At 69.7% G+C, this 24,053-nt stretch carries 24 protein-coding genes; 22 read left to right on the forward strand and 2 right to left on the reverse strand.

Going from position 1 to position 24,053, the window contains the following annotated elements; genetic code table 11:
- The first annotated feature begins 195 nt into the window (after positions 1-195).
- The 5 genes from ACIOKD_RS05480 (at position 196) to ACIOKD_RS05500 (ending at position 4,855) form a co-directional block, all read left to right on the forward strand.
- Positions 196-1,362 (forward strand): sugar kinase, encoded by a 1,167-nt coding sequence (locus ACIOKD_RS05480; RefSeq protein ID WP_402079212.1) that lies wholly within the window; start codon positions 196-198, stop codon positions 1,360-1,362.
- Complete coding sequence (locus tag ACIOKD_RS05485) at positions 1,359-2,123, forward strand: IclR family transcriptional regulator (RefSeq protein WP_402078507.1); 765 nt, start codon at positions 1,359-1,361, stop codon at positions 2,121-2,123. The genes ACIOKD_RS05480 and ACIOKD_RS05485 overlap by 4 nt, the downstream gene beginning before the upstream one ends.
- The gene (locus tag ACIOKD_RS05490) at positions 2,120-2,533 is read left to right on the forward strand and encodes a RidA family protein (protein ID WP_402078510.1); all 414 of its coding nucleotides are present in this window, start codon (positions 2,120-2,122) and stop codon (positions 2,531-2,533) included. The genes ACIOKD_RS05485 and ACIOKD_RS05490 overlap by 4 nt, the downstream gene beginning before the upstream one ends.
- Positions 2,534-2,644: 111 nt before the next feature.
- On the forward strand, positions 2,645-4,207 hold the full coding sequence (locus ACIOKD_RS05495) for a GntP family permease (RefSeq protein ID WP_402078513.1): 1,563 nt from the start codon (positions 2,645-2,647) through the stop codon (positions 4,205-4,207).
- A gap of 66 nt (positions 4,208-4,273) precedes the next feature.
- On the forward strand, positions 4,274-4,855 hold the full coding sequence (locus ACIOKD_RS05500; protein WP_402078515.1) for a hypothetical protein: 582 nt from the start codon (positions 4,274-4,276) through the stop codon (positions 4,853-4,855).
- 100 nt (positions 4,856-4,955) lie between these two features.
- Here the strand turns inward: ACIOKD_RS05500 and ACIOKD_RS05505 are convergent, their stop codons facing one another.
- A complete protein-coding gene (locus ACIOKD_RS05505; RefSeq protein WP_402078517.1) occupies positions 4,956-6,299 on the reverse strand; it encodes a M14 family metallopeptidase in 1,344 nt (447 codons plus the stop codon).
- Positions 6,300-6,622: 323 nt separating this feature from the next.
- On the opposite strand from ACIOKD_RS05505, the gene ACIOKD_RS05510 reads away from it, so the two are divergent.
- Positions 6,623-8,053, forward strand: coding sequence for an Nramp family divalent metal transporter (locus tag ACIOKD_RS05510; protein ID WP_402078520.1), 1,431 nt, complete (start codon positions 6,623-6,625; stop codon positions 8,051-8,053).
- 135 nt (positions 8,054-8,188) lie between these two features.
- Here ACIOKD_RS05510 and ACIOKD_RS05515 read toward each other — a convergent pair whose 3' ends face one another.
- Positions 8,189-9,895 carry a chitinase gene (locus ACIOKD_RS05515; protein ID WP_402078522.1) on the reverse strand — a complete coding sequence of 569 codons (1,707 nt, stop codon included), beginning with the start codon at positions 9,893-9,895 and terminating at the stop codon, positions 8,189-8,191.
- Between the two features lie 409 nt (positions 9,896-10,304).
- Between ACIOKD_RS05515 and ACIOKD_RS05520 the strand changes: the two genes are divergently transcribed.
- From ACIOKD_RS05520 to ACIOKD_RS05595, 16 genes are all read left to right on the forward strand, one after another.
- Complete coding sequence (locus ACIOKD_RS05520; protein WP_402078524.1) at positions 10,305-11,186, forward strand: hypothetical protein; 882 nt, start codon at positions 10,305-10,307, stop codon at positions 11,184-11,186.
- A 69-nt stretch (positions 11,187-11,255) separates the two neighbouring features.
- Positions 11,256-11,969 carry a Flp pilus assembly protein CpaB gene (gene cpaB / locus ACIOKD_RS05525; RefSeq protein ID WP_402078526.1) on the forward strand — a complete coding sequence of 238 codons (714 nt, stop codon included), beginning with the start codon at positions 11,256-11,258 and terminating at the stop codon, positions 11,967-11,969.
- 53 nt (positions 11,970-12,022) lie between these two features.
- Entirely contained in the window at positions 12,023-13,651 is a 1,629-nt protein-coding gene (locus ACIOKD_RS05530; RefSeq protein WP_402078528.1) for a CpaE family protein, read from the forward strand.
- Positions 13,648-14,064, forward strand: coding sequence for a TadE family protein (locus ACIOKD_RS05535; protein ID WP_402078530.1), 417 nt, complete (start codon positions 13,648-13,650; stop codon positions 14,062-14,064). The genes ACIOKD_RS05530 and ACIOKD_RS05535 overlap by 4 nt, the downstream gene beginning before the upstream one ends.
- A 62-nt stretch (positions 14,065-14,126) precedes the next feature.
- Positions 14,127-15,467, forward strand: a complete 1,341-nt coding sequence (locus ACIOKD_RS05540) for a CpaF family protein (RefSeq protein WP_402078532.1) — start codon at positions 14,127-14,129, stop codon at positions 15,465-15,467.
- Positions 15,468-15,672: 205 nt separating this feature from the next.
- On the forward strand, positions 15,673-16,578 hold the full coding sequence (locus ACIOKD_RS05545) for a type II secretion system F family protein (RefSeq protein WP_402079215.1): 906 nt from the start codon (positions 15,673-15,675) through the stop codon (positions 16,576-16,578).
- Positions 16,579-16,613: 35 nt separating this feature from the next.
- Entirely contained in the window at positions 16,614-17,504 is an 891-nt protein-coding gene (locus ACIOKD_RS05550; protein ID WP_402078534.1) for a DUF5936 domain-containing protein, read from the forward strand.
- A 106-nt stretch (positions 17,505-17,610) separates the two neighbouring features.
- Positions 17,611-18,930: a sensor histidine kinase gene (locus tag ACIOKD_RS05555; RefSeq protein ID WP_402078536.1), complete on the forward strand. Its 1,320-nt coding sequence runs from the start codon at positions 17,611-17,613 to the stop codon at positions 18,928-18,930.
- Positions 18,923-19,675 carry a response regulator gene (locus ACIOKD_RS05560; RefSeq protein WP_402078539.1) on the forward strand — a complete coding sequence of 251 codons (753 nt, stop codon included), beginning with the start codon at positions 18,923-18,925 and terminating at the stop codon, positions 19,673-19,675. Before ACIOKD_RS05555 ends, ACIOKD_RS05560 begins: the two co-directional genes overlap by 8 nt.
- Positions 19,676-19,780: 105 nt before the next feature.
- Entirely contained in the window at positions 19,781-20,020 is a 240-nt protein-coding gene (locus tag ACIOKD_RS05565) for a hypothetical protein (RefSeq protein ID WP_402079268.1), read from the forward strand.
- Positions 20,021-20,031: 11 nt separating this feature from the next.
- Entirely contained in the window at positions 20,032-20,622 is a 591-nt protein-coding gene (locus ACIOKD_RS05570; RefSeq protein ID WP_402079218.1) for a pilus assembly protein TadG-related protein, read from the forward strand.
- A gap of 15 nt (positions 20,623-20,637) precedes the next feature.
- The gene (locus ACIOKD_RS05575) at positions 20,638-21,231 is read left to right on the forward strand and encodes a hypothetical protein (protein ID WP_402078541.1); all 594 of its coding nucleotides are present in this window, start codon (positions 20,638-20,640) and stop codon (positions 21,229-21,231) included.
- Positions 21,232-21,293: 62 nt separating this feature from the next.
- Complete coding sequence (locus ACIOKD_RS05580; RefSeq protein WP_402079220.1) at positions 21,294-21,857, forward strand: OmpA family protein; 564 nt, start codon at positions 21,294-21,296, stop codon at positions 21,855-21,857.
- A 149-nt stretch (positions 21,858-22,006) separates the two neighbouring features.
- Positions 22,007-22,303 (forward strand): GntR family transcriptional regulator, encoded by a 297-nt coding sequence (locus ACIOKD_RS05585; protein WP_402078543.1) that lies wholly within the window; start codon positions 22,007-22,009, stop codon positions 22,301-22,303.
- A 228-nt stretch (positions 22,304-22,531) separates the two neighbouring features.
- Positions 22,532-23,407: an LLM class flavin-dependent oxidoreductase gene (locus tag ACIOKD_RS05590; protein ID WP_402078547.1), complete on the forward strand. Its 876-nt coding sequence runs from the start codon at positions 22,532-22,534 to the stop codon at positions 23,405-23,407.
- 70 nt (positions 23,408-23,477) lie between these two features.
- Positions 23,478-24,005 (forward strand): GNAT family N-acetyltransferase, encoded by a 528-nt coding sequence (locus ACIOKD_RS05595; protein WP_402078550.1) that lies wholly within the window; start codon positions 23,478-23,480, stop codon positions 24,003-24,005.
- The last annotated feature ends 48 nt before the right edge of the window (positions 24,006-24,053 follow it).

The raw sequence follows: 24,053 nt of genomic DNA on the forward strand, positions 1-24,053 counted from the left end.
TGCATCCTCCGCAACGACCATTGCGTATCGCGCTTACTGCTGTCTAACATCTCGGCCAACGCCGGGTCAACGGAGCCGCCCAGACCCACGGCAGAGACAGGAGCCCCCACCGCCGTGACCCGCACCGGACCGCCCGAACGCGACGACGCCCAGCGCCCCCCGGCCGCAGCGGAGGTCGTCACCCTCGGCGAGTCCATGGTCACGTTCCTGCCCTCCCGCCCAGGCCGCCTCGCCGACGTACCGTCCTTCGAGCGCGCGATCGGCGGCGCGGAATCCAACGTGGCATGCGTACTGGCAGCCGCGGGCCACACCACGCGATGGGTCAGCAGGGTCGGCGCGGACGGCTTCGGCGACCACCTCCTGGAGACGATCGCGTCCTACGGCGTGGACACCTCCGCCGTACAACGGGACCCCTCCCGCCCCACAGGCATCTACTTCCGCACGGCCGGCGACAGATCCACTCACGCCCACGAGGTGGCGTACTACCGCACGGGCTCCGCAGCCTCGGCGATGTCCCCCACCACCGTCGCCCTGGAAGCACTCCACTCAACGGAGATCCTCCACCTCTCCGGCATCACGGCAGCCCTCTCCACCACCTGCCTGTCACTTCTGACAACCCTCACGGCGCCCCACCCGGACCACGCCACCGGCCGCCCTCTGATCTCCTTCGATGTCAACTACCGGGAAGGCCTCTGGCCGGACGCGACCACGGCGGGCAACACCCTCCTCACCCTGGCCCGAGGCGCGGACCTGGTCTTCGTGGGCGAGGACGAGGCCGAGGAGGCCTGGGGCATCACAGGCGGCCCGACAGCCATCCGCGAGGCCCTCCCGGAACCCCACGTCCTGGTGATCAAGAACGGCAGCCAGGGCGCCACGGTCTTCGAGTCATCGACACCCCCCACGCACCCGCGTACGGAAGCGAGGGGGCGTACCGGGGGGTGTTCGCCCGCAGGCGCCGGTGCGTCAACCGCCCTCCCCTCCAAAGCCCCCTGTTCCGCACCGGACCGAGGACGGACACCCCCCGGTACGTCCCCGTCCCACCCCACCCCCGGGAGCGACACAGTGACCGCCGCCCCCGCCCTCAGGGTGGACGTGGTGGCGACGGTGGGCGCAGGCGACGCCTTCGCGGCAGGCTTCCTCTCGGCGACCCTCCGCGGCCTCCCCCCAGAACACCGCCTCCGCCACGGCCACCTCATGGCCGCCGCGGCCCTCACCGTCCCCGGAGACCTGGGCGCACCCCCCTCCCGCGACCACGCCGACCGCCTCGCCGCCCTGGACGACACAGCGTGGGGGAGACTTCGACTCGGCCCCGGCTGGACGAACACCGCAGACCGGGCCCAGGAGGAGGTACCGACCCCATGAGCCAGACAGTCGACCGAGCGCTGAGCATCCTGCCGCTGCTCGCCGAGGGCCCCGCCGACCTAGGACAGGTCGCCGACCGCCTGGACGTCCACAAATCCACCGCCCTGCGGCTCCTGCGCACCCTCCACGAACACGGCCTGGTATACCGCCAGTCCGACCAGCGCTACCGCCTGGGCGCCCGCCTCTTCGCGCTCGCCCAGGAGGCCGTGGAGAACCTCGACGTCCGCGAGATCGCCCACCCCCATCTCGTACGCCTCAACGAGAACTGCGGCCACACGGTCCACCTGGCCGTGCACGAGGACGGCGAAGTCCTGTACATCGACAAGGTCGACAGCCGCTACCCGGTCCGCATGTACTCCCGCATCGGCAAACCGGTAGCCATCACCGTGGCCGCCGTGGCGAAACTACTCCTCGCCGACCTCCCCACCCCCGAGCGCCGCACCTTCGCGGAGAAGCTCGACTACCCCATGTACACGTCCCGTTCGACCCCCAGCGCCCCCGCCTTCCTGCGGGAGCTGGACAAGGTCGGAGAACAGGGCTGGGCCACCGACCTCGGAGGCCACGAGGAGTCCATCAACTGCGTAGCCGCCCCCATCCGGGGCACCGACGGACGCGTAGTCGCAGCCATGTCCGTCTCCGCCCCGAACGTAGTGGTCACCGCGGAAGAACTCCTCACACTGCTCCCCCTGGTCCGCCGCACCGCGGAGGCCATCAGCGCCGAGTACTCAGGCAAGAACCCGACGAAGGAACCCAGCTCATGACCGACAAGACCGCCCTCACCCCGAAGACCCACACCACCCCGCCCGCCAAGTTCTCGCACGGCGTCAGGAAGGGGAACATCCTCCAGGTCGCGGGCCAGGTCGGCTTCCTGCCCGCGGTGGAGGGCCGGCCGCCGACCCCCGCGGGCCCCACCCTGCGCGAGCAGACCCTCCAGACGCTCGCCAACGTCAAGGCCATCCTCGAAGAGGGCGGCGCCTCCTGGGACGACGCGATGATGATCCGCGTCTACCTCACGGACGTGGACCACTTCTCCGAGATGAACGCCATCTACAACGCGTACTTCGAAGAGCAGAACCTCACCGCACCGCCGGCGGCCCGCACCACGGTCTACGTGGGCCTCCCCGCAGGCCTACTCATCGAGATCGACGCACTGGCGGTACTGACCGCCTAGGGGCTTGCCCCCACCCCGCCGGCCCTCCACCCCCCCCCCCACAAACCCCGCACCACGTACGGCGATACCCCCTGCCCAAAAACAGCATGCTCCGAAAACGAGGCCCTCCCCATGACACCGCTCCTCGCAGCAGCCCCACCAGCCGCAGAAACCCCACCCCACACAGGAGGCCTGCTCCTCCTCCTGGACGGCACGGCAGGACTCCTGACCGTCGCGGCCCTCGGCATCATTCTTCTGCTGGTCCTGATCATCAAGGTCAGACTCCAGCCGTTCGTCGCACTGCTGGCGGTCTCCATAGCCGTCGGCCTCTCGGCCGGCCTCTCCGTCACGGAACTCTTCGGCACGGTCCAGAGATCGGCCTCCGTCTCGATGATCGAGTCGGGCATGGGCGGCATCCTCGGCCACGTGGCGATCATCATCGGCCTCGGCACGATGCTGGGCGCGATCCTGGAGGTGTCGGGCGGAGCCGAGGCACTCTCGACCCGCCTGCTGAACCTCTTCGGCGAGAAGCGCGCCCCGCTCGCCATGGGCCTCACCGGCCTCATCTTCGGCATCCCGGTCTTCTTCGACGTGGGCATCTTCGTCCTCGCACCGATCGTCTACGCCGCGGCCAAGCGCTCGGGCAAGTCGATCCTTCTCTACTGCATGCCCCTGCTCGCGGGCCTGTCGATGACGCACGCGTTCCTGCCCCCGCACCCCGGCCCGGTGGCAGCCGCCGGACTGTTCAAGGTGGACCTCGGCTGGGTCATCCTGATGGGCGTCGTCGTAGGCATCCCGGCGGTACTCGCGGCCTGGGCGTACGCGGCCTGGATCGGCAAGCGCCTCTTCGTCCCCGTACCGCAGGACATGCTGGAGGCGGCGGACGAAGCGAAGGCGGCGGTGGCCGAGGAGCGCGCGGCACGCCGAGCGGCAGCCCGCTCCACAGGAGCGCCCGACGACACGGGCACCGGCAAGGGCTCCGCACCCCTCGCAACCACCCCGAACTCCGAGGACTACGCGGAGCAGCCGGTCCCCCTCCCCACCGTCTTCCTCATCATCGGCACACCCCTGCTGCTGATCCTGGCGGCGACGTTCTCCTCCATCGCGCTGGACCCCTCGACCTTCCGCTCGGTCATCGAGTTCTTCGGGCACCCCTTCGTCGCGCTGACGATCGCGCTGCTGATGGCGTACTACCTGCTGGGCATCAGGCGGGGCTGGTCCCGCAAGTCCCTGGAGACGGTCTCCACCTCGTCCCTCAAGCCGGTGGGCAACATCCTGCTGGTGGTGGGCGCGGGCGGAGTCTTCGGCGCCGTACTGAAGGGCTCGGGCATCGCGGACGCACTCGCGGACACCTTCAACGACGTGGGCCTGCCGATCATCGTGCTGGCCTACTTGATCTCGGTCGTCCTGCGAGTGGCCCAGGGCTCGGCAACGGTGGCCATCGTCACCACAGCCGGCATCGTGGTCCCGCTGGTCGAGGGCCAGGACCTCTCCCAGGCACACCTGGCACTGATCATCATGGCGATCTCGGCCGGCTCGATCTTCGCCTCGCACGTCAACGACGGCGGCTTCTGGATCGTCGCCAAGTACTTCGGCATCTCCGAACGCGACACCCTCAAGTCATGGACGGTTCTGGAGACGGTGCTGTCGGTGGCGGGCTTCGCGATGGCGGCGACGCTGAGCGTCTTCATATAACGATGTAGCGGGACGAACCGGAGTCCGACTGTTCCTGGCACAGGATCTTCGACCATACTGCCCGCTGTGGAGCAGCGCATAGGACCCAACATCCAGCCCCTGCAAGGTGCCGCGGTCGACCCGGCGGCCGTGCCCGGCATCACGGGCCCGCGCCCCGCCGAGCCCGCCGCCACCGAACCCGGCACCGCCGGACCGAAGGCGACGAAGGAGGAACACGAACCTTCCGCCGCGGAGGCCCCCGACAACGGGCCTTCCGGCAAGGGCTCCTCGGATGAAGAACCCGAGGAGCCCGAGGAGCACGGCGAACCCGAGGAGCCCGAGGAGGCCCAGGCCCCGGAAGGCGCCCCGGTCTTCGAGGCATCCGACCGCCGCGCGAAGGTGGTCGCCGACCACCGCGGCGTACGGCTGACCCTGGACGACCAGGAGGCCGAGTTCCGCTGGGACGAGATCGGCGCGGTGGAGACGGAGTCCCCGCGCTTCGGGAAGCGTTTCACCATCACGGTGCATACGCCCGACCGCCGCTGGTACCCCCTGGAGATCGAGGCGAAGTCACGCTCCGACTTCAAGAGCTGGGAAACGGAGCTGGACGACGTCCTGGACGCCTACTTCGAGGACACCGAGGAAGCCCCGGAGCCGAGCGCCCCGTAAGGATGTGGGGAACCGCGGACCCAGCCACAACACCCCCGCGGTCCCCCACACCCCGGCTCCGCCAAACTCGACCGCAGGTCAGACGCAAGCCAGACGCAAGTCAGGCGCAGTACTGCGCTTCCTTCCCGATGGACCGGTACATGCAGTCGGCGTTCTCCAGCAACTGCAGCACCGCGTCCCGGTTCCGCGAGGTCTCCCGCTCGATGACCTCGTCGGGCGGATAGAATCCGCCCCCGCCACTGGACGACGGATACATCTCGAAGGTGTAGCCGAAGATCTTCTGGCTGCCCCACAGATAGTCGTCGATCGACCCGTCCGTGATGTAGAGGTCGCTCGACTGCTCCGGCGTATAGCCGTTGCTCGCGGCCATCTTCTGCCCGACCGTGGCGAACGCGTTGCGGTCGTCCGCCGTCATCCCGGTCGCGGTGTCCGCGGTGGTGTACCCGAAGGGCCAGAGCACCAGCTCGCTGTACGTGTGGAAGTCCACGCCGGCCTTGATCTGCTGGGTACCGCCGACGACCCGGCTGCGGACGAAGTCGGCGACGACCTTCACCTCGGGAGCCGACTCGGGCGCCGGACCCCGGTAGGTCTCGGACGAGGTGGACCCGGAGGACCCGCCACAGCACCCCCACCGGTAGTTCCAGTTGCGGTTCAGATCGGTCCCCACAGCGGTAGCACCACTGTTGGGCTGCCGATTCTTCCGCCACGACCGATAGGCACCGGTGGCGATGTCGTACTCGCCGCCGTCAGGATTCAGATCCGGCACGATCCAGATCTCCCGGTTGTTCACCATGTTGGTGACGCGGGAGTCCGAACCGTACCCGGCACCCAGCTCCCGCATCAGGTAGAGCGCCATCTCCACGGTGAGGTGCTCGCGCGCGTGCTGGTGGTGGGTGAACAGCACCTCGGGCTCGGACTCGTCGGTGGCGACGTTGTCGCTGATCTTGACGGCGATGATGTCCCGGCCCTGGTACGACTTCCCGATCACGCGCTTGCTCATGATGCCCGGGTAGGCGGCCAGCCGCTGGTTGATCTCCGTGTTCATCTCGGCGTAGTTGTGATAGCGCGAGTCGGCGGAGGGGAAGTCGAGGACGCCGACGTCGGCGTCGGCCGCCCCGGACCGGTCCGGGGCGGCGCCGAGGGAGGCGACCTCGTACCCCAGCCGCCGCAGTTCCTTCGCCTGGGACGCGCGACCCGAGACGACGACCGTCTCCTCGTCGGCCTCGTCGATCGACACACCGGTCCGCGCGATCGCCGTACGAACGGCGGAGGTGCTGCCGTGCACATGGATCTCGTACTGGCGGATCTCGTCCGTGTCGGAGGCGGGAGCCCTGCCGGGGGCGGCTCCCGCGTCGGTCATGGCGGCGACGGGCGCCGCGAGAGCCAGAGCGAGGAGCGTGGCGAGAGCAGCGCTGCGCCGCTTATGTCTGTCACGAATACGCATTGATCCTCCTGTTTTCTCCATGAGATCCGGGATCACCGGAAATGTGGGGATTGGAGCGGGGGATGGCTGTGCGGTGTGGCGCTCATCGTGGAGCTATGGCATGTCCGGGTCAAGGTCATCTCGGAAGTCGATACCGGAATCAGGCCGAAATCGAACCCCTCCCACCGCCGAACCGCCCCTCGACCGCCCCTCGACCGCCCCTCGACCACCCTTCGACCGCCCCTCGACCACCTTTCGAACAGGCGGTTCCCGCTGTGCACATCAGGTGGGAATCGGCGCACGCCCTCTTGTGCCCCGCATCTCTTTACGCTTTCTTGATCGGCATGGCGGACACCTCGGGACACGCGGACACCAGGGGCTCGGGCAGCACGGCGGGGCCCCCGGGAGGAACAGCGGCACCAGGATCATCGGGAAAAGAGGGGTCCGCCCCTCGTAAATCCAGTTGGAAGTACATCGGCCCCGGCATCGTGGTCGCCGCGACCGGCGTGGGCGCGGGCGACCTCGTCGCCACCCTGATCGCGGGCTCGAACTTCGGCTACACCCTTCTGTGGGCCGCCGTGATCGGCTGCCTCGTCAAGATCTCCCTCGCCGAGGCGGCGGGCCGCTGGCACCTGTCCACCGGCCGGACGCTGTTCGACGGCTGGGCGAGCCTCGGCCGCTGGACGTCATGGTTCTTCGTCGTGTACGTCGTGATCTGGGGCTTCGTCTACGGGGCGGCGGCCATGTCCTCGTCGGGTCTGCCCCTGCAGGCGCTGTTCCCGGACGTCATGGACCTCAAGTGGTGGGCGATCCTGACCGGCCTGGTGGGTCTGGTCTTCGTCTGGTTCAACAAGTACGCGGTCTTCGAGAAGGTCATGACCGTCCTGGTGGGCGTCATGTTCGTCGTCACGGTCTATCTGGCGATCCGCGTCACCCCCCACCTGGGCGAGGCGTTCGCGGGCCTGCTGCCGGTCCTGCCGGACGAGAAGGACTCGATCCTCAACACGCTCGGTCTGATCGGCGGAGTCGGCGGCACGATCACGCTCGCCGCGTACGGCTACTGGGTCAACGCGAAGGGCTGGACGAACACCGGCTGGATGAAGGTGATGCGGCTCGACAACCGCGTCGCCTACATCACCACGGGCATCTTCGTCGTCGCCATGCTCTTCGTGGGGGCGGAGATCCTGCACTCCTCCAACATCGCGATCGCGAGCGGCGACAAGGGCCTGATCCAGCTCGGCGACATCCTGGAGGACGAGTACGGCACGGCGACCGCCAAGTTCTTCCTCATCGGCTTCTTCGCCACGTCCTTCACCTCGCTCATCGGCGTCTGGCACGGCGTGAGCCTGATGTTCGCGGACTTCGTGGAACGCTTCCGCAAGGACAGGGCCGCGGCGAAGACCGCGAACGCCGACGCGCCCCCGCACCCGGCCTCGACCCCGGCCCCGACCCCGGCCTCCGGCGAGGAGGTGGCATCCGGCGCCCACGAGAAGTCCTGGCCGTTCCGCGCCTACCTCCTCTGGCTGACCTTCCCGCCCATGGTCCTGCTCTTCGAGGGCCAGCCCTTCCGCCTGATCATCCTCTACGGAGTCCTGGGCGCGGCCTTCCTCCCCTTCCTGGCCCTCACCCTGGTCTGGCTCCTCAACTCCTCCCGCACACCGCCCGAGTGGCGCAACGGCCTCCTGAGCAACGCCCTGCTGACGACCGCGGGCCTGCTCTTCGTCGTCCTGTGCGTGAAGCAGATCTGGGACCAGCCGTGGGCGGACTTCTTCTAGTTCCGGAGGCGCCGCAGCCGCAGCCGCAACCGGAGCCGCAGCCGGAACGTGAAGCGGCGCCGCACCCGTGCGTACACACCGGTGCGGCGCCGAAAAGGTGGAGCCGAAGGTGTCCGCCGCTACGGCACTACGGCACTACGGCAGCGCGTGCACGTGCGGCCCCACCGCGTTCGACCACGCGTTGCCCGACGTGGCGTCCCAGTTCGTGGACCAGGTCATCGCGCCGCGCAGGTCCGGGTAGGTCCTGGACGGCTTGAAGGAGCCGCAGTTCGTGCCCTTGGCGAGGCAGTCCAGGGCGTTGTTCACGATGGCCGGGGAGACGTATCCGCTGCCCGCGCCGCGCGTCGACGCCGGGACGCCGAGGCCGACCTGGGACGGGGCGAGGCCGCCCTCCAGCTGGATGCAGGCGAGGGCGGTCAGGAAGTCAACCGAGCCCTGCGAGTACACCTTGCCGTCGCAGCCGAGCATCGAACCGCTGTTGTAGTACTGCATGTTGACGACCGTGAGGATGTCCTTGATGTTCAGGGCCGTCTGGAAGTACGTGTTCGACGTGGACTGCATGTCGATGGTCTGCGGTGCCATCGTGATGATCAGTGAGGAGCCCGCCTTCGCCGACAGGGACCGCAGCGCCTGCGTCATGTACGTGGCGTTGAGGCCGTTCTCCAGGTCGATGTCGACGCCGTCGAAGCCGTACGTCTGCATCAGGGAGTGGACGGAGTTCGCGAAGTTCGCCGCCGAGGCGGAGTCGTTCACCGCGACCGTGCCGCGCTCGCCGCCGATCGAGACGATCACCTTCTTGCCCGCGGCCTTCTTGGCCTGGACGTCGGCCTTGAACTGGTCGACGGTGTAGCCGCCGAGCCCGGCCGAGTCGAGGTTGAAGGTCACGGCGCCCGGTGTCGACGTGGCGTCCGCGAAGGACACCGCGATGATGTCGTACTGGGACGGGACGTCGGAGATCTTCTGGACGGCCGCGCCGTTGTTGAAGTTCTGCCAGTAGCCCGTCACCGCGTGCTTGGGCAGGTTGCCCCCGCCGCCCGAGGACGCCTTGGTGGTCCCGGTGACCGCGGTCGACTTCGCCGACTCACCGGCCGTGTTCGTCGCGGTGACCTGGAAGGAGTAAGCGGTGGAGGCGGCCAGCCCGGTGACCGTGGCCGAAGTGCCGGTCACCGCCGCGACCTTCGTACCGCTGCGGTAGACGTTGTAGCCGCTCGCGCCCGACACCGGGTTCCAGGCGAGGGAGACGGCGGAGGACGTCGTGGAGGCCACGTTCAGGCCGGCGGGTGTCGTGGGGACCACCGGGTCGGGGTCGCCACCGCCGCCCCCGTCGGGCCCGAACACGGACACGTCGTCGGCGAAGTAGGCCGCCTGCCCGTACCAGCCGTGGGTGTAGACCGTCACGGACGTGGTGTTCGCGCCCGTCGTGAAGGACGTCGTCAGCTGCTTCCAGGACGAGGAGTCCGGGGTCCATGCCGACACGTCCGTCGTGCCCGTGCCGCTCGCGCCGAGGTAGGCGTACCCGCCCTGCACCCACGCGCTCAGCGTGTACGTCGAGTTGGCCTTCACCGCGACGGTCTGGCTGCAGCGGGCGTTGTCCTGCCCGGCCGGGGTGGCCTTCAGGGCCGCCGCACCCCCGTGCACGGGAGAGGAGACGGCGGCGCCGCTGCCCGCCGAACAGGTCCAGTTGGAGAGCCCCGACTCGAAGCCGGCGTTCTTCGTGTTGTTGACGTCCGCGGCCGAGGCCTGGCCGGCACCGGCCAGGGAGAGGGCGGACGCGGCGAGTACGGCGGCGAGGGCACCGGCCCATGTCCGTCTGCGTCTGGGTATGCCTGATACGCGGTCCACTGGGACCTCCGGTGGGGGAGTGGGGGTGAGGGAGGGGACAAGGGCCTGTGGGACAGGTCCTGACACGGTGGCCACCGTCGCCTCTCCAAACTGGTCCAGACCAATCAGGTTGTCAAGACCTTCGGTGAGGTCAACGCCCCTGACAACCGGCGCAGTTGAGGCGTGCGCGGATCACTCTGTGTGGATCACGTCGTACGTTGCGTGAATTGATCTCAAGGATCCGGTGTTGAGCGGCGCACGCCGTGGATAAGGTGCAGTTGCGGAAGGGCGCCACAGTGGCAAGTTGTGTCCGTCCGTGCGGGACTGATGGCGACACTCACGACAACGTTTACGACAATAATCAGGCGATACAGGGGCGATCTGGGACGCGGTTGACCACCCCGTCCCAGTGAACGGGGTGGTGTGCAGCGTGCCGACCGCGATAGCCGTCACCAGTTCCGATCTGGTGCTCCCGCCGCACGACCGACAGACCCCGCCCGCCGTCGTCCAGCCCCTCGACAGCCTCGAAGCCTCCATCACGGCCATGCACGCGCTCATCGAGCAGCACGGCTATGTGATCGCGCTCTACCCGTCCTCCGCGCCGGCCCGCGTGATCCGGCGGCTGCACGCGGTGCGGTCCGTTCTGGAGAGCGACCGCATCGCGCTGCTCGGCCTCGATCTGCCGCCGCTGGGTCTCGCCCTGCTCGCCCAGCAACTGCGCCAGCTCTCCGTCTGCGACTTCAGCCCCGGAGTGCTGGCCTCTTCAGCGCGGCTGCTCGCCCACTACATCTACTCGGGCGCCCTGCTGAACTCGGTCGCCAGACTCGACCGGATCCCGGTCTCGCTCACCTCGCACGCCAAGTCGTGGATGCCGGGCGCCCAGTTCGCCGTACTGGCCACTCCGCGGCCCCAACTGGTGCGCGTCGGGCAGGAGGAGCTGACCGGGCCCGAGTTCGGGACGCGGATGCTCGTCGCGGCCGGACAGCTGCCCGCCGACTGGCTCACCGGAACGCTCGCCCCCGCCTGGCACGTACAGGGTGTCGCGACCGTGCCGCTGCCCGCCGAGTCGGCCCGCTGGTGGGGCACGGGCAAGGTCGCCGAGTTCGCCGCGGGCCTCTACGACGTGTCCGTGCTCTACCAACTGGTCTCGTCCGTACGGCGCGAGGAGTGCCACTGGTGCGGTCTCGAACTCATCGGTGACCGCTGCGGTTTCTGTGCGGCGCCGTTGCCGCCACCCTCGTCGAACGAGCTTCCGAAGGCCGTCGCGCGGGCAGCCTCTTCGGTACGTGCCCTGCCCCGAGGGGCTACGTGAGCCCCGCACACCCCTCAGTACCGGTGAACACCCCTTGAACTCGGCACCGCCCCCACGAGGTGAGATGTAGTGAACTCGCGCCAGCGCCGCGGCGTCATCCTGCTGGTCCTCTCGGTCCTGTGCGCCGTGGGCGCCTTCGCCGGAGTGCTCTCGGTGATCCGCGACGTGAACTCGAAGGTCGGCCCCGAGGTCGCGGCATACCGCCTGAAGGACGACATCGCGCCCTACAAGGAGCTGTCGGCCGACCAGTTCGAGAAGGTCTCGATGCCCGAGCGGTGGCTGTCGTCCACCGCGGTCACCAGCCTCTCCCAGGTCCGCGGCAAGATCGCCGTCACGCAGCTGAAGAAGGGTTCGCTGCTCCAGACGGACATGATCGTCGACCGGCCCGCCCTGCAGGCGGGCCAGCAGGAGATCGCGATCCTGATCGACGCGGCGACCGGTGTGGCGGGCAAGATCAACCCGGGCTCGCGGGTCAACATCTACGCCACGTTCAAGGACGAGAGCGACAACGGCAAGAACCAGTCGAAGGTCATCGTGCAGAACGCCCGCGTCATCGACGTCGGCAAACTGACCGCGCTCGACCCCGGCCAGTCCGGCAACGACCGCCGGCGCACCGCCAACGAGGCCGTCCCGATCACGTTCGCCCTCGACACCGCCGACGCCCAGCGCGTCGCGTACGCCGAGTCGTTCGCCGAACACGTCCGCCTCGCCCTGATCGCGGGCGGCGCCGACGCCACCGTCGCCCCCGGCGACCGCTCGTACACCCTCGACGAGGACAAGTAGGAGGCCGTGATGCGCTCAGCATCCGCGAAGCTGTCCCACGCGAGGTCACGCCGATGACCATCCGCATCCTGCCCGCCGTCGGCGACATCGACTCCGCCCGCGCCCTCAGCACCCTCCTGAGCCAGCTCGCCGACGCCGAACCCGCCCCGCCGGTCCCCGACAGCACGGCCCTGCTGGACACCCTGGCCCGGCTGGCCGCCGAATCCCTCGACGAACTGCCCGAGGTCGTCCTCGTCCATGAGCGGATCGGCCCGGTCCCCGCGCTCGACGTCATCCGCGACCTGGTCCTGCGCTTCCCGGCCGTCGGCGTCGTCCTCATCACCGCCGACACCAGCACCGGCGTACTGACCGCCGCCATGGACTGCGGCGCGCGCGGCATCGTCGGCCTGCCGCTCGGCTACGAGGCCCTCGCCGAACGCGTCCAGGCCGCCGCCGCCTGGTCCACCGGCATGCGCCGCCACCTGGGCGGCAGCGCCACCCCCGAGCTGTACACGGGACCGGGCGGCACGATCGTCACGGTGACCGGCGCCAAGGGGGGCGTCGGCGCGACGGTCACGGCCGTCCAGCTCGCCCTGGCCGCCCAGTCCTCGGGCCGCTCGGTCGCCCTGCTCGACCTGGACCTCCAGTCCGGCGACGTGGCCTCGTACCTGGACGTGCAGTTCCGCCGCTCCATCGCCGACCTCGCCGCGATCAGCGACATCAACCCGCGCGTGCTCCAGGACGCCGTCTACGCCCACGACACCGGCCTCGGCCTGCTCCTCGCCCCCGCCGAGGGCGAACGCGGCGAGGAGATCACCGACCGGGTCGCCCGGCAGGTCCTGGGCGCCCTGCGCTCCCGCTACGACCTCGTGGTCGTCGACTGCGGCGCCCAGCTGAACGCCGCGAACGCCGCCGCCGTCGAACTCGCCGACCAGGCCCTGCTCCTGGTCACCCCCGACGTCGTCGCCGTCCGCGCCGCCAAACGCATGGTCCGCATGTGGGACCGCCTCCAGATCCGCAAGGCCGAGGAGACCCGCACGGTCGTCAACCGCTTCGCCCGCGGTACGGAGATCCAGCCGTCCCTGGTCGAACGCGTCACCGGCACCAAGGTCGTCCGCACCACGATCCCGGCCTCCTACAAGGAACTCCAGTCCGTCGTGGACGCCGGCCGCATGCAGGACCTGGACGCCCGCTCCACGGTCAAGCAGGCACTGTGGGCCCTGGCGGGCGAGCTGGGGCTGATGGCCGAGCAGCCCGCAGGAGGCGGTGGCGGCCGTCGCCGCAGAGCCTCCCCGGACAAGGACAGGGGCTCCCTCTCCCTGCGCCGCAAGGGCGGTGACCGGGGCGCGGTCACCCTCGAATTCGCCGGCATGTTCCCGATCCTGCTGGTCGTGATGACGATCCTGTGGCAGTGCGCGCTGTACGGCTACACCTACTCCCTCGTCGGGAACGCGGCGGACGAGGCGGCACGGGCGGCGACGGCGGCGTACGCGGTCGACGGCGACGTCGCGGGCGCCTGCGCCGCGGCCGGCGGGGAGCACCTGCCGGGCGCCTGGGACGGCGCCGGGATCGGCTGCGGCGTGGAGGGCCCGGTCATGAAGGCCACGGTGACCGCTCAGGTGCCCCTGTTCTTCCCGGGGTTCGACGCGGGCTGGACGGTCGAGGGAGAGGCGGGGGCCGCACTGGAAGGGGACGACGGATGAAGCGCCGCCCGAAGAGCCGCCCGAAGAGCCGCCCGAGGAACTTCCCGTGGAACTTCCTGAAAGGCCGCTGTGGGCGTCTGCGGGGCGACCGGGGCGTATCCATGCTGGAGTTCGCCGGCTTCCTGCCGATCCTGCTGCTGGTCGGGATGGCCGCCATCCAGCTGGGCCTGATCGGCTACGGCATCAACCAGGCCGGTTCGGCGGCGCGGGCCGCGGCACGGGCCGCCTCGCAGGGCGACGACGGCGCCGCGGCGGGCCAGGCGGCGGTGAGTGGCTGGCTCAACCCGAACGTGTCCGCGCCCGAGGGCGCCGACCTCACCACCGCGACGGTCACGCTCCAGGTCCCCGCCGTCATCCCCCTCCTGCCGAGCGTGACGGTGGAACGCCACGCCACGATGCCCACCGACGACTGACCGCACGACCGCACCACCGACCGCACGACCGCACCACCGCCCGACCGAGAGGAGTTGAAGACATGAGCCTGCGAGCCCGTATCGCCGCACCCGAGGAGGGCGGAGCCGGTCGCGAGGACGGACACCTCGTCGCCGTCTACCGTGCCAAGCTGCTGGAGGAGATCGACCTCGCGGAGATGTCGAGCCTCGCGGCCGCCGAACGGCGCATACGCCTGGAGCGCGTCCTCGGGCACATCATCAGCCGCGAGGGCCCGGTCCTGTCGACCACCGAGCGCTCCCAGCTGATCCGCAGGGTCGTCGACGAGGCTTTGGGCCTCGGCGTCCTGGAACCGCTCCTCGCCGACCCGTCGATCACCGAGATCATGGTCAACGGCCCGGACTCCATCTTCGTCGAGCGCGCCGGACGCGTGGAGCAGCTCCCGCTCCGCTTCGCCTCGAACGAGCAGCTGATGCAGACCATCGAGCGCATCGTCTCCACGGTCAACCGCCGTGTGGACGAGTCGAACCCGATGGTCGACGCCCGCCTCCCCACCGGAGAGCGCGTCAACGTCATCATCCCGCCGCTCGCCCTCACCGGCCCCACCCTCACGATCCGCCGCTTCCCCCGCGCGTACACGCTCCCCGAACTCATCGGTCTCGGCTCGCTCGACGAGCAGATGCTGATGCTGCTCGCCGCGTTCGTCCGGGCCCGTTTCAACGTCATCGTCAGCGGCGGTACGGGCTCGGGCAAGACCACGCTCCTCAACGCCCTCTCCGGACTCGTCCCGTCCCATGAGCGCATCATCACCATCGAGGACTCCGCGGAACTGCAACTTCAGCAGGAGCATGTGATCCGCCTCGAATCCCGCCCCCCGAACGTGGAGGGCAAGGGCCAGATCACCATCCGCGACCTGGTCCGCAACTCCCTGCGCATGCGCCCCGACCGCATCATCGTCGGTGAGGTCCGCGGCGGCGAGACCCTCGACATGCTGCAGGCCATGTCGACGGGCCACGACGGCTCCCTCGCGACCGTCCACTCGAACTCCGCCGAGGACGCCCTGATGCGCCTGCAGACCCTCGGCTCGATGTCCGAGGTGCAGATCCCGTTCGAGGCGCTCAAGGACCAGATCAACTCCGCGGTCGACGTCGTCGTCCAGCTCACCCGGCACGCCGACGGCTCCCGCAAGGTCACCGAGATCGCGCTGCTGGTCTCGCACGGCCGCGAACAGTTCCGCGTCGTGCCCGTGACCCGCTTCGTCCCGCGCCCCACGGGCCCCGACCGGGTCGTCCACGGCCACTTCGAACACCTTCCGCTGCCACGCTCGATCGCGGAGAAGCTGTACGTGGCCAACGAGCCGCTGCCGCCCGCCTTCGGGGTGGCGGAGGCGATGGACGTCCTCAACACCCGGCAGGCGATCGGATGACACCCACCGGAGCGACTGGAACCACGGGAGCGACTGGAACCACGGGAGCGACTGCAACTACGGGAGTGACCGCAACCACGGGAGTGACCGCAGCCACGGGAGCGACTGGAGTGGCTGGAGCCGTCGCCGCCATCGCGGCCGTCGCAGTCCCGACCGAGAGGAGCGAGCCGTGAACAACGCGGTCCCCCTCGCCCTCGGCGCCACGATGCTGTGCGGCACGCTGGCCGTCGCGGGCGTACACACGTACGCGTCCGGCCGCGCCCAGCGCCAGGCCCTCGTCGACCGCCTCTCCGGCGGCGGCCCCCTGCGCACCGCCGCCGGCCGGGCCCGCCGCTTCGCCGCCGTCGACCGCCGGCTGCGCCGCACCCGCCTCGGCCGCACGATCCAGCTGCGCCTGTCGGCGACGGGACTCGACGTGACGCCGGGCGAGTTCTTCACGTACGTCGCCGTCGTGGTCGTGGCGCTCTGGCTGATCGCGGCCGCGGCCCTGGCCCCGTTCTTCGGCCCCATCGCGGGCCTGGTCGGCGTCTGGAGTGCCGCGATCTTCCTCAACTGGCAGCGCCAGAAGCGCATCGAGGCCTTCATCAACCAGCTCCCGGACGTGGCCCGCCTGCTGGCCAACGCGGCGGCGGCGGGCCTCGCCCTGCGCACGGCCCTGGCGATGGCGGCGGAGGAACTGGAGGCTCCGGCGGGGGAGGAGCTGGCCCGGGTCGCGGACCAGCTGACCCTGGGCCGCTCGGTCGACGACGCCCTCGGTGAACTGGCCGAACGCCTTCCGTCCCGCGAACTCGTCGTCCTGGTCACCACCCTGGTCCTGTCCAACAAGGCGGGCGGCACGGTCGTCAACTCCCTGCGGAACCTCACCAAGACCCTGGAGGACCGCAAGGAAACCCGCCGCGAGGTCCGCACGATGCTCTCCGAGGTCAACGCGACGGCCTTCACAGTGCCGCTCCTCGGCCTCGGCTCCCTCCTCCTCGTCAACTCCTCGAACGAGGGCGCCCTGGCGAAGGTGACCGGCTCCCCACTGGGCCAGACCCTGGTACTGATCGCCATGGGCCTCTACACGATCGGCTTCTTCGTGATCCGCCGCCTCGGCAAGATCGAAGTGTGAGGGAACCGTGAGGGAACTATGAGGAGGGGACCAGGATGATCGCTCTGCTGCTCGCCGCGCTGATGGGCCTGGCCGTCGGAGGCTTCCTCCTCGGCATCCGCATGTACCGCGCGGAGGCCAAACTCCCCGGCGACATGGCCCTCGCGCTGGAGGTCGGCGGAACCCGCGTCTCGAAGGCGGACTCGGCCGTCGACCGCCTCGGCATGCGCTTCGCCCCGCTCGTACTGCGCCTGATGGGCCCCCGCCGGGTCGACGCCAAACGGCGCCGCATAGACATGGCGGGCAACCCCGGCGGCCTGACCCTGAACCGCTACGCGGCCCGCCGGGCGGTGTACGGAGTCTTCGGTGCCCTGCTCTTCCTGATCTTCCTGAGCAACGGCCGGACGCTCTTCGCCCTGCTGGCCCTGGCGTTCGGCCTGTTGGCCGCCGACGCCCTGATCTGGCAGGCGATCCGTGAACGCAAGGAGGTCATCGACCGCACCCTCCCCGACTTCCTGGACGTCCTGGCGGTCGTGGTGTCGGCGGGCCTGGGCTTCCGGCAGGCCCTGGAACGGGTTGCCGACCACTACGAGGGCCCATGGGCGGACGAGCTGCGCATCACGCTCCGCCAGATGGACATGGGCGTCAGCCGCCGCCAGGCCTTCGACGAACTGCGCAGGCGCAACTCCTCCGAGCAGGTGGCCCAGTTCGTCTCGGCGCTGCAGCAGGGCGAGGAGCTGGGCTCCCCGATCGCGGACACCCTGATCCAGCTCGCCACGGACATGCGCCGCACCGACGCCCAGAACTCCCGCCGCCGGGCGGCGAAGACGATCCCCAAGGCAACGATGGTCACGCTGGTCTTCATGCTCCCGGCCACGATGATCCTCATCGCCACGGGCATGTTCCTGGGCTCCGGCACGAACTTCGGCTCGATCCTGGGGCGCTGAGATGAGGGCCGGCAGCTGGACACAGGGGTGGCCCCGTAAAGGGCGCGGGGTTGCGACATCCGGCGGCTCCGCCGCGGGGCGCGCCCAGCCACGACGCACCCGCAGAGTGCGGACTCCCCTCCCCGCCGGAGGCACCGGCTACTTCGCCGACGACGCCACAGCCCCCGGCGGCATCCGCCTCCAACTCAACGCGCTACAAGCCCTGTGCCGCCAGGCCTTCGCCATACGCCTCACCCTGATCGCGATAGGCGCCCCCTTCGCAACGGCGAACGCCGCCGACGGCTTCCCCCGCCACGCCGTCCTCACCGCCGCGGTCCTGGGCGTGATGGGCTCGTACGCCATGCTCAGGGACTGGGACAGATGCGCGCCCCAGCTCCTGGCCCACCCGACCCTCATGGCGGTGGACCTGGTCTTCGGCGCGATACTGCTGCTCACGGCGTCCCCCGCGTCCCCCCTCGCGTACGCGGCGGTCTGTACCCCGCTCCTCTCGGGCCTGCTGTACGGATGGCGCGGCTCCGGGGTGTTCACCGGACTGCAACTGGTGGTTCTGCTCACGGTGTTCAGGGCGTGGGAACACCGCCCGGGCGCCGGCGCGAGCACCCTCCTGATCGCGGGCTTCTGCGTCGCGGCGGGCGTCATCGGGGTCACCCTGCGAAACCTGATGTTCCGCTTCGGTACGGCCGGCCATGCGCTCGCGGAGGCGAACTCCCGCCTGGCGGTCGCGGAGGCCGTCGAATCCGAACGCGCCCGTCTGGCCCGGGAGATGCACGACTCCGTGGCGAAGACCCTGCACGGCCTCGCCCTGTCGGCGGAGGCCCTGGCAGTGGCGGCGGACAACGAGAGGAACCCCCAGACCCTCAAGTCCCAGGCGACCGCGGTGGCGGGAGCGGCACGCCGGGCGGCGACGGAGTCCAGAGAACTCCTGACGGACCTACGGGCCCACACGGCGATGTCCAACCCGCCGATGAGCTTGGTGACGGAACTGGACGCGCGGGTTCGGGACTTCGAGTCCCGCACGGGCATCGAGGCAACCTTCGCCCACCGGCCGGGGCCGGCCCTCCCCCTCCCCCCGGGGGCACCCCGCCAATTCCTGGCGATCGTCTCGGAGGCACTGGAGAACACCCACCGCCACGCGGACGCGACGCACGTGCGAGTCACTCTGGAGTTCTCCCGGTCCGCCCTGCGCCTGACGGTGCGGGACGACGGCACGGGCACGGCCGTCTCCCTGGACGACGTACACGTCCTGGCGAATACCGGCCATTTCGGCCTGCTGGGAATGCAGGAACGCGCGGCATCGGTGGCCGCGGAGCTCCGGCTGCGCAGCACCGAACACGGAGGCACGGAGGTCATGCTGACCCTCCCCTGCGCCTCCACCGTCCCCGAACCTCCCTCACGCTCTCCCCACGAGGAGGCGGCACATGCCTGACCAGGCACTTCCCGGCCCGCTCCTGCGAGTGCTGGTGGCCGACGACAACCCTGTCGTGCGGGCAGGTCTCACGGCCCTGCTGAACGCCCACCCCGACATCCGGGTCGCGGCCCAGGCGGCCGACGGCGCGGAGGCGATCGCTGCCGCGACCTGTCACCGCCCCGACGTGATCCTCCTGGACGTACGCATGCCCGGCACCGACGGTCTGACCGCCCTTCCCCGGCTGGCCCGGCTGGCACCGGTGATGATGCTGACGTACAGCCGCGAACCCGCGGTGGTGGCCGAGGCGTTGGGCCGGGGCGCGGTCGGCTACCTCGTGCACGGGGAGTTCACCGCGGACGAACTGATCACCGCGGTACGGGACCTGGGCGACGGAACGGCGACCTTCACCTCGTCCGCCGTAGATGTCTCGGATTCGCTCGGTGTTTCGTACGAACCGAACCAAAACTCTTCGCAGCTGCAATCTGTTGTGGCACAGTCGTGGGCGGCTCGCCCCGCCTACGCGACGGGACTCCACCGCCGCGGCCACAACCGCCCAAAGCACAACTTGAGTTCACGGGAGGTGGAGGTCATGGATCTCATCGCGGCCGGCATGAGCAACCAGCAGATCGCCGCCACGTGCTTCATCAGCGAGAAGACGGTGAAGAATCACATCAACCGCATCTTCGCGAAGCTGCACAGCTCTTCGCGCAGCGAAGCGATCGCCTGTTGGCTGGGCACGGCCCACGGGAGGTGGAACAGGTGACTCCGACAAGGACAAGTTGGGCCCCTGGACCCACCCGCAGTAGGCGGGTTCTCACGTACGGTGCGCGGGACGGTAGTGGTTTTGGGTGGGAGGGAAGGGATCGCTGTGACCAACAACCTGGAGCCGGAGAGGTCCACGCGGGCGAGGCGAGCGCTTCGCGGACGGGTCCGGACCGTGGCCTCCCGGATGCGTGGACGGGACCGGGACGCGGGAGCGGGGTTCGTCGAGTACGCGGGCCTGATGATCCTCATCGCCGGGATCTTCACACTGATCGACGGGCTCGGTCTCGACGGACTGATCTCCGGCGCGATCCTGGACGCGGTCAATCAGGTCATCGGCGGCTGACTCCCGCACAACTGCGCGGTGACCGAGGGTCGACACTCCCCATCTCCATCTGGCTGACGGGAATTCTGCTCTTCGCCGCATTCGCCTTCTTCGCGTTCGCCCAAGCGGCGTCCGCCCGGAACGGAGCACAGTCCGCGGCGGACGCCGCCGCGTTGGCGGCCGCACAGGACGCCAGGGACGAGCTGATGGAAGGCCTGGTAGGCGCCATCGGCGTGGAGGACGGCTGGCTGGACTGGCTCGACGGCGATGGGTTCGACGGCGTTGGAGCCGCAGCCGCAGCGAGCGAGTTGGCCGCCGAGAACGACGCGACCGTAACGGGGTTCGGGAACTACACGGCGGCCGGCTACCCCGGTTACCAGGTGGAGATCCAAACCAACTACACGGTCGGGGACTCGATCATTCCGGGCACGGAGGGCATGCGGGCGAATGCCGATGCCGCAGCCGTCATCAAGCCCCGCTGCGACTTCGATGTGCCCGACGATCCGAAGGACGTCGTCGAACTGGATTGTGACGGCGAACTTTTGGATATCGACCCCGAAGATTTCGATTTGGACGACCTTCCCGACGCGTCCGTGCTGTTCTCTGTGCAACTGGCCGAGTGAAAGGAAGCCGTACCGATGAACATTCGGCGCACCACGAAGGGCCGCACGGTACTGACCGCCGTGGCGATCACGACTGGGCTGGTCCTCACGGTGGCCGGCTGCGGCGGGGGTGGAGACGAGGAGGGTTCGGACAAGAACACGTCGTCCTCCTCGCCGGCGAAGAACGATGGGGGCGACGACAAGGAGAGCTCCGAGTCACCCTCTGCGCAGCAGGTCCTGGCCGAAGTGAAGAGCGGCGGCCTGACACTGGCTGTCACCTCGGTGAAGAGGGACGACGGCGGCTTCGTCACCGTCGGGGGGACGGTGACCAACAACAGCGGAAAGTCGTGGGTGGCGGCGGACTGGCGGGGCGACGAACGGGAGCTGGCCGGGAACGGCGGGTCCATCGCGGGGGCCAGCCTGGTCGACCAGACCGGGAAGAAGAAGTACCTCGTGCTGCGCGACACAGAGGGACGCTGCCTCTGCACCAGGTTCACCGGTGGCGTGCAGTCGGGCGAGACCACAGAGTGGTTCGCCCAGTTCCCCGCCCCACCCGAAGACGCCACCAAGGTCTCCTTCCAGGTCGGGTCGATGCCCCCCGCCTCCGTAGAGATCTCCGAGGGCGAGTGACCATGCCCCTCACCCTCCGCGCCACGTCGATCACCCTCACCGCCCTCACCACCCTCGTCTTCATGACGCCGCTGTCCTCGGCCCATGCGGACGACGAGGACCCGAGCGCCCCGCCGGGCAGCGTCACCACGTCCCCGCCACCCGAGGTGGACGCGAACAGCCCGGGGCTGAAGCTGGCAGATGGCGCGACGCTCGCCGCCGCGCGGGTGCTCGACATCAAGTCGGTCGTCGAGGACCTCGGCGGGGAGGAGCGGCGCGAGGACACGAACGAGAACGTGACGTTCGCGCTCCAGGCGGAGGTCCTTTTCCCGAAGGACAGCTCGAAGCTCAACCCGGAGGCGAACGCGCGCATCGCGGCGATCGCGAACGAGATCAAGTCCCAGAACGCCACGAACGTCCGCGTGTTCGGTTTCACGGACAACCTCGGCTCGTACGCCCATGGCCTCACCCTCTCCAAGAGGCGGGCGGAGGTCGTCCACGAGGAACTGGCCTCGAACCTCGGCGGAATGAACGTCACCTTCGTGGTCCGCGGCTACAGCGAGGACTACCCGATCGCCGACAACACCTCGGATCAGGGCCGCCGCAAGAACCGCAGGGTGGAGGTCACCTTCCCGAAGGAGGCGTGAGGGGTGCGCACCACACCGCCCGGCACCGAGGACACCCGCACGGCGGGAACGCCGACGTGAGCGACACCGGCAGCACGCCGCCACGTACCAGGACCTCGACCTTGTCCCGTTCCTTCAGAAGCCCAATCTGTACGAGTAGCTTCCTGATCATGGACTTCCAGCCGGACGCTGAAATCGATCACGAGGGGCCGGTCACGCCCTACCGGCAGTTGGCGGGCATCCTGCGCGCCCGGATCGCGCGGGGCGAATGGCAGCCGAACAGGCCCATCTCCAGTGAGACCCAGCTCGTGCAGCAGTACGGGCTCGCACGCACGACGGTCCGTCGTGCGATCGCGGTGATCGTGGAAGAGGGACTCGTCTTCACCGTTCCGCAACGAGGGACGTACGTCGCCTCGCAACAGGCCGCATCCGAGGACGACGAGACCTCGCCAGGTCAGGGCACATGACATCGCGTGGTGGGGTAGCTCGATGCGTGGATGAGTAACCGACCCAGGTTCCCAGACTTCGGCCCGCAGGGCCCACGCCTTGTGCCTGACGCCGCGCCGCCCAGGGGCTGCGAAAGCGGCAGCTCATCGTCACCGTCCACGGCAAGGGCGCCTTCGTCGCCGATCCGCTGCCGGAGTGATCCGAACAAACAGGTTGAGCCCCGCCCGTCCCCCGGGTAGACACAGGCCATGACCTCACTCGGTGCTGTCTTTCGGCCCCAACTGCCACCAGAACGCCTGCGAGACCTGGCCCGCGCAGCGGACGACGCGGGGCTGGAGGAGCTCTGGCTGTGGGAGGACTGCTTCCTCGAAGGGGGCATCTCCGCCGCGGCGGCCGCCCTCGCCTGGACCGACCGGCTCCGCGTCGGAGTCGGCCTCCTCCCCGTGCCGCTGCGCAACGTGGCCGTCACCGCCATGGAGGCCGCCACCCTGCACCGGCTCTTCCCGGGCCGGCCCGTCCTGGGCGTCGGCCACGGCGTACAGGACTGGATGGGGCAGGTCGGCGCGCGGGCCGAGTCACCCGTGACGCTCCTGCGCGAGTACCTCGCCGCCCTGCGCGCCCTGCTCGCCGGTGAGCGCGTCACCACCGACGGCCGGTACGTGAAGCTCGACGACGTCGCCCTCGACTGGCCCCCGTCCGCGCCCGTGCCGATCCTCGCCGGAGCCACCGGCCCCCGTTCGCTCAAGCTCTCGGGAGAGGCCGCGGACGGCACCATCCTCACGGCCAGTACGCCACCCGACGGCGTACGGAAGGCCCGACAGCTCATCGACGAGGGACGGGCATCGGCCTCCCGTACCGACGCCCCGCACACCGTCGTCGTCTACCTCCTCACCGCCACCGGCCCCGGCGCCGCCGCCCGGCTCCACGCCGAGCTGGAGGTCGAGGGCGTGGCGTCGGTCCCGGACCTCGGTGTCGCCGGGGACGCCGGCGCTGTCGCCAAGGCCGTGCGGCGCCTCACGGAGGCGGGCGCCGACACCGTCATCCTCCAGCCCACCGCCGACGAACCGGACCCCGAGGGCTTCATCCGCTTCACCGCCGAAAAGGTACGCCCCCTCGTGCCCTGAGCGACGGCTGCGACGGCTGCGACGGCAACGGCCCGACGACTGTCAGTGCCCGCTGCCAGACTCCCTCGGTATGAGCGACCACGCGCACGCACAAGCGGACGTACGGCTGAGGAACGTGGCGAAAGCCGACCTGGAGGCGTTCTTCGAGCAGGAGCAGGACACCGAGGCGACCCGCCGGTCGAGGTTCACCGCCCGGCCGCGCGGGCGCTTCATGACCCACTGGGCCACCCGCATCCTCGGCGACGACACCGTCCTCGTACGGACGGTCGACGTGGACGGCGCCCCGGCCGGCCACGTCGTCACCTGGTGGGAAGAGGAGGGGGACGGAGAAGGGGAGACGCGGCGGCGTTTCATCGGGTACTGGCTCGGTCGCTCCCACTGGGGCAGAGGCATCGGCACCGAAGCCCTCGCGCTCTTCCTCCGCGAGGAGGGCACCCGCCCCCTCTACGCCGACCCGTTCGCCGGGAACACCGCCTCGGTGCGCCTCCTGGAACGGCACGGCTTCCGCCCGGCGGGCACGGTCCGGCACGGCGACGACGTCCACACCCTCCTCGTACTCGACGAGGACCCGGTAGCCGATGGACTCTTCACACGATGAGGCCCCGGCCGAGCAGCAGCCCGGCGGGAAACCTGTCGCGACACGTAC

The organism is Streptomyces sp. NPDC087844 (assembly GCF_044742785.1).
Taxonomy (GTDB): domain Bacteria; phylum Actinomycetota; class Actinomycetes; order Streptomycetales; family Streptomycetaceae; genus Streptomyces.

What these genes read in the sequence shown, in the direction of transcription:
- ACIOKD_RS05480 (WP_402079212.1), top strand. Translation starts at nt 196, where the DNA reads ATGGTCACGTTCCTGCCCTCCCGCCCAGGCCGCCTCGCCGACGTACCG.
- ACIOKD_RS05485 (WP_402078507.1), top strand. Translation starts at nt 1,359, where the DNA reads ATGAGCCAGACAGTCGACCGAGCGCTGAGCATCCTGCCGCTGCTCGCC.
- ACIOKD_RS05490 (WP_402078510.1), top strand. Translation starts at nt 2,120, where the DNA reads ATGACCGACAAGACCGCCCTCACCCCGAAGACCCACACCACCCCGCCC.
- ACIOKD_RS05495 (WP_402078513.1), top strand. Translation starts at nt 2,645, where the DNA reads ATGACACCGCTCCTCGCAGCAGCCCCACCAGCCGCAGAAACCCCACCC.
- ACIOKD_RS05505 (WP_402078517.1), bottom strand. Translation starts at nt 6,299, where the DNA reads ATGCGTATTCGTGACAGACATAAGCGGCGCAGCGCTGCTCTCGCCACG.
- ACIOKD_RS05510 (WP_402078520.1), top strand. Translation starts at nt 6,623, where the DNA reads ATGGCGGACACCTCGGGACACGCGGACACCAGGGGCTCGGGCAGCACG.
- ACIOKD_RS05530 (WP_402078528.1), top strand. Translation starts at nt 12,023, where the DNA reads ATGACCATCCGCATCCTGCCCGCCGTCGGCGACATCGACTCCGCCCGC.
- ACIOKD_RS05535 (WP_402078530.1), top strand. Translation starts at nt 13,648, where the DNA reads ATGAAGCGCCGCCCGAAGAGCCGCCCGAAGAGCCGCCCGAGGAACTTC.
- ACIOKD_RS05540 (WP_402078532.1), top strand. Translation starts at nt 14,127, where the DNA reads ATGAGCCTGCGAGCCCGTATCGCCGCACCCGAGGAGGGCGGAGCCGGT.
- ACIOKD_RS05545 (WP_402079215.1), top strand. Translation starts at nt 15,673, where the DNA reads ATGCTGTGCGGCACGCTGGCCGTCGCGGGCGTACACACGTACGCGTCC.
- ACIOKD_RS05550 (WP_402078534.1), top strand. Translation starts at nt 16,614, where the DNA reads ATGATCGCTCTGCTGCTCGCCGCGCTGATGGGCCTGGCCGTCGGAGGC.
- ACIOKD_RS05560 (WP_402078539.1), top strand. Translation starts at nt 18,923, where the DNA reads ATGCCTGACCAGGCACTTCCCGGCCCGCTCCTGCGAGTGCTGGTGGCC.
- ACIOKD_RS05575 (WP_402078541.1), top strand. Translation starts at nt 20,638, where the DNA reads ATGAACATTCGGCGCACCACGAAGGGCCGCACGGTACTGACCGCCGTG.
- ACIOKD_RS05580 (WP_402079220.1), top strand. Translation starts at nt 21,294, where the DNA reads ATGACGCCGCTGTCCTCGGCCCATGCGGACGACGAGGACCCGAGCGCC.
- ACIOKD_RS05585 (WP_402078543.1), top strand. Translation starts at nt 22,007, where the DNA reads ATGGACTTCCAGCCGGACGCTGAAATCGATCACGAGGGGCCGGTCACG.
- ACIOKD_RS05590 (WP_402078547.1), top strand. Translation starts at nt 22,532, where the DNA reads ATGACCTCACTCGGTGCTGTCTTTCGGCCCCAACTGCCACCAGAACGC.
- ACIOKD_RS05595 (WP_402078550.1), top strand. Translation starts at nt 23,478, where the DNA reads ATGAGCGACCACGCGCACGCACAAGCGGACGTACGGCTGAGGAACGTG.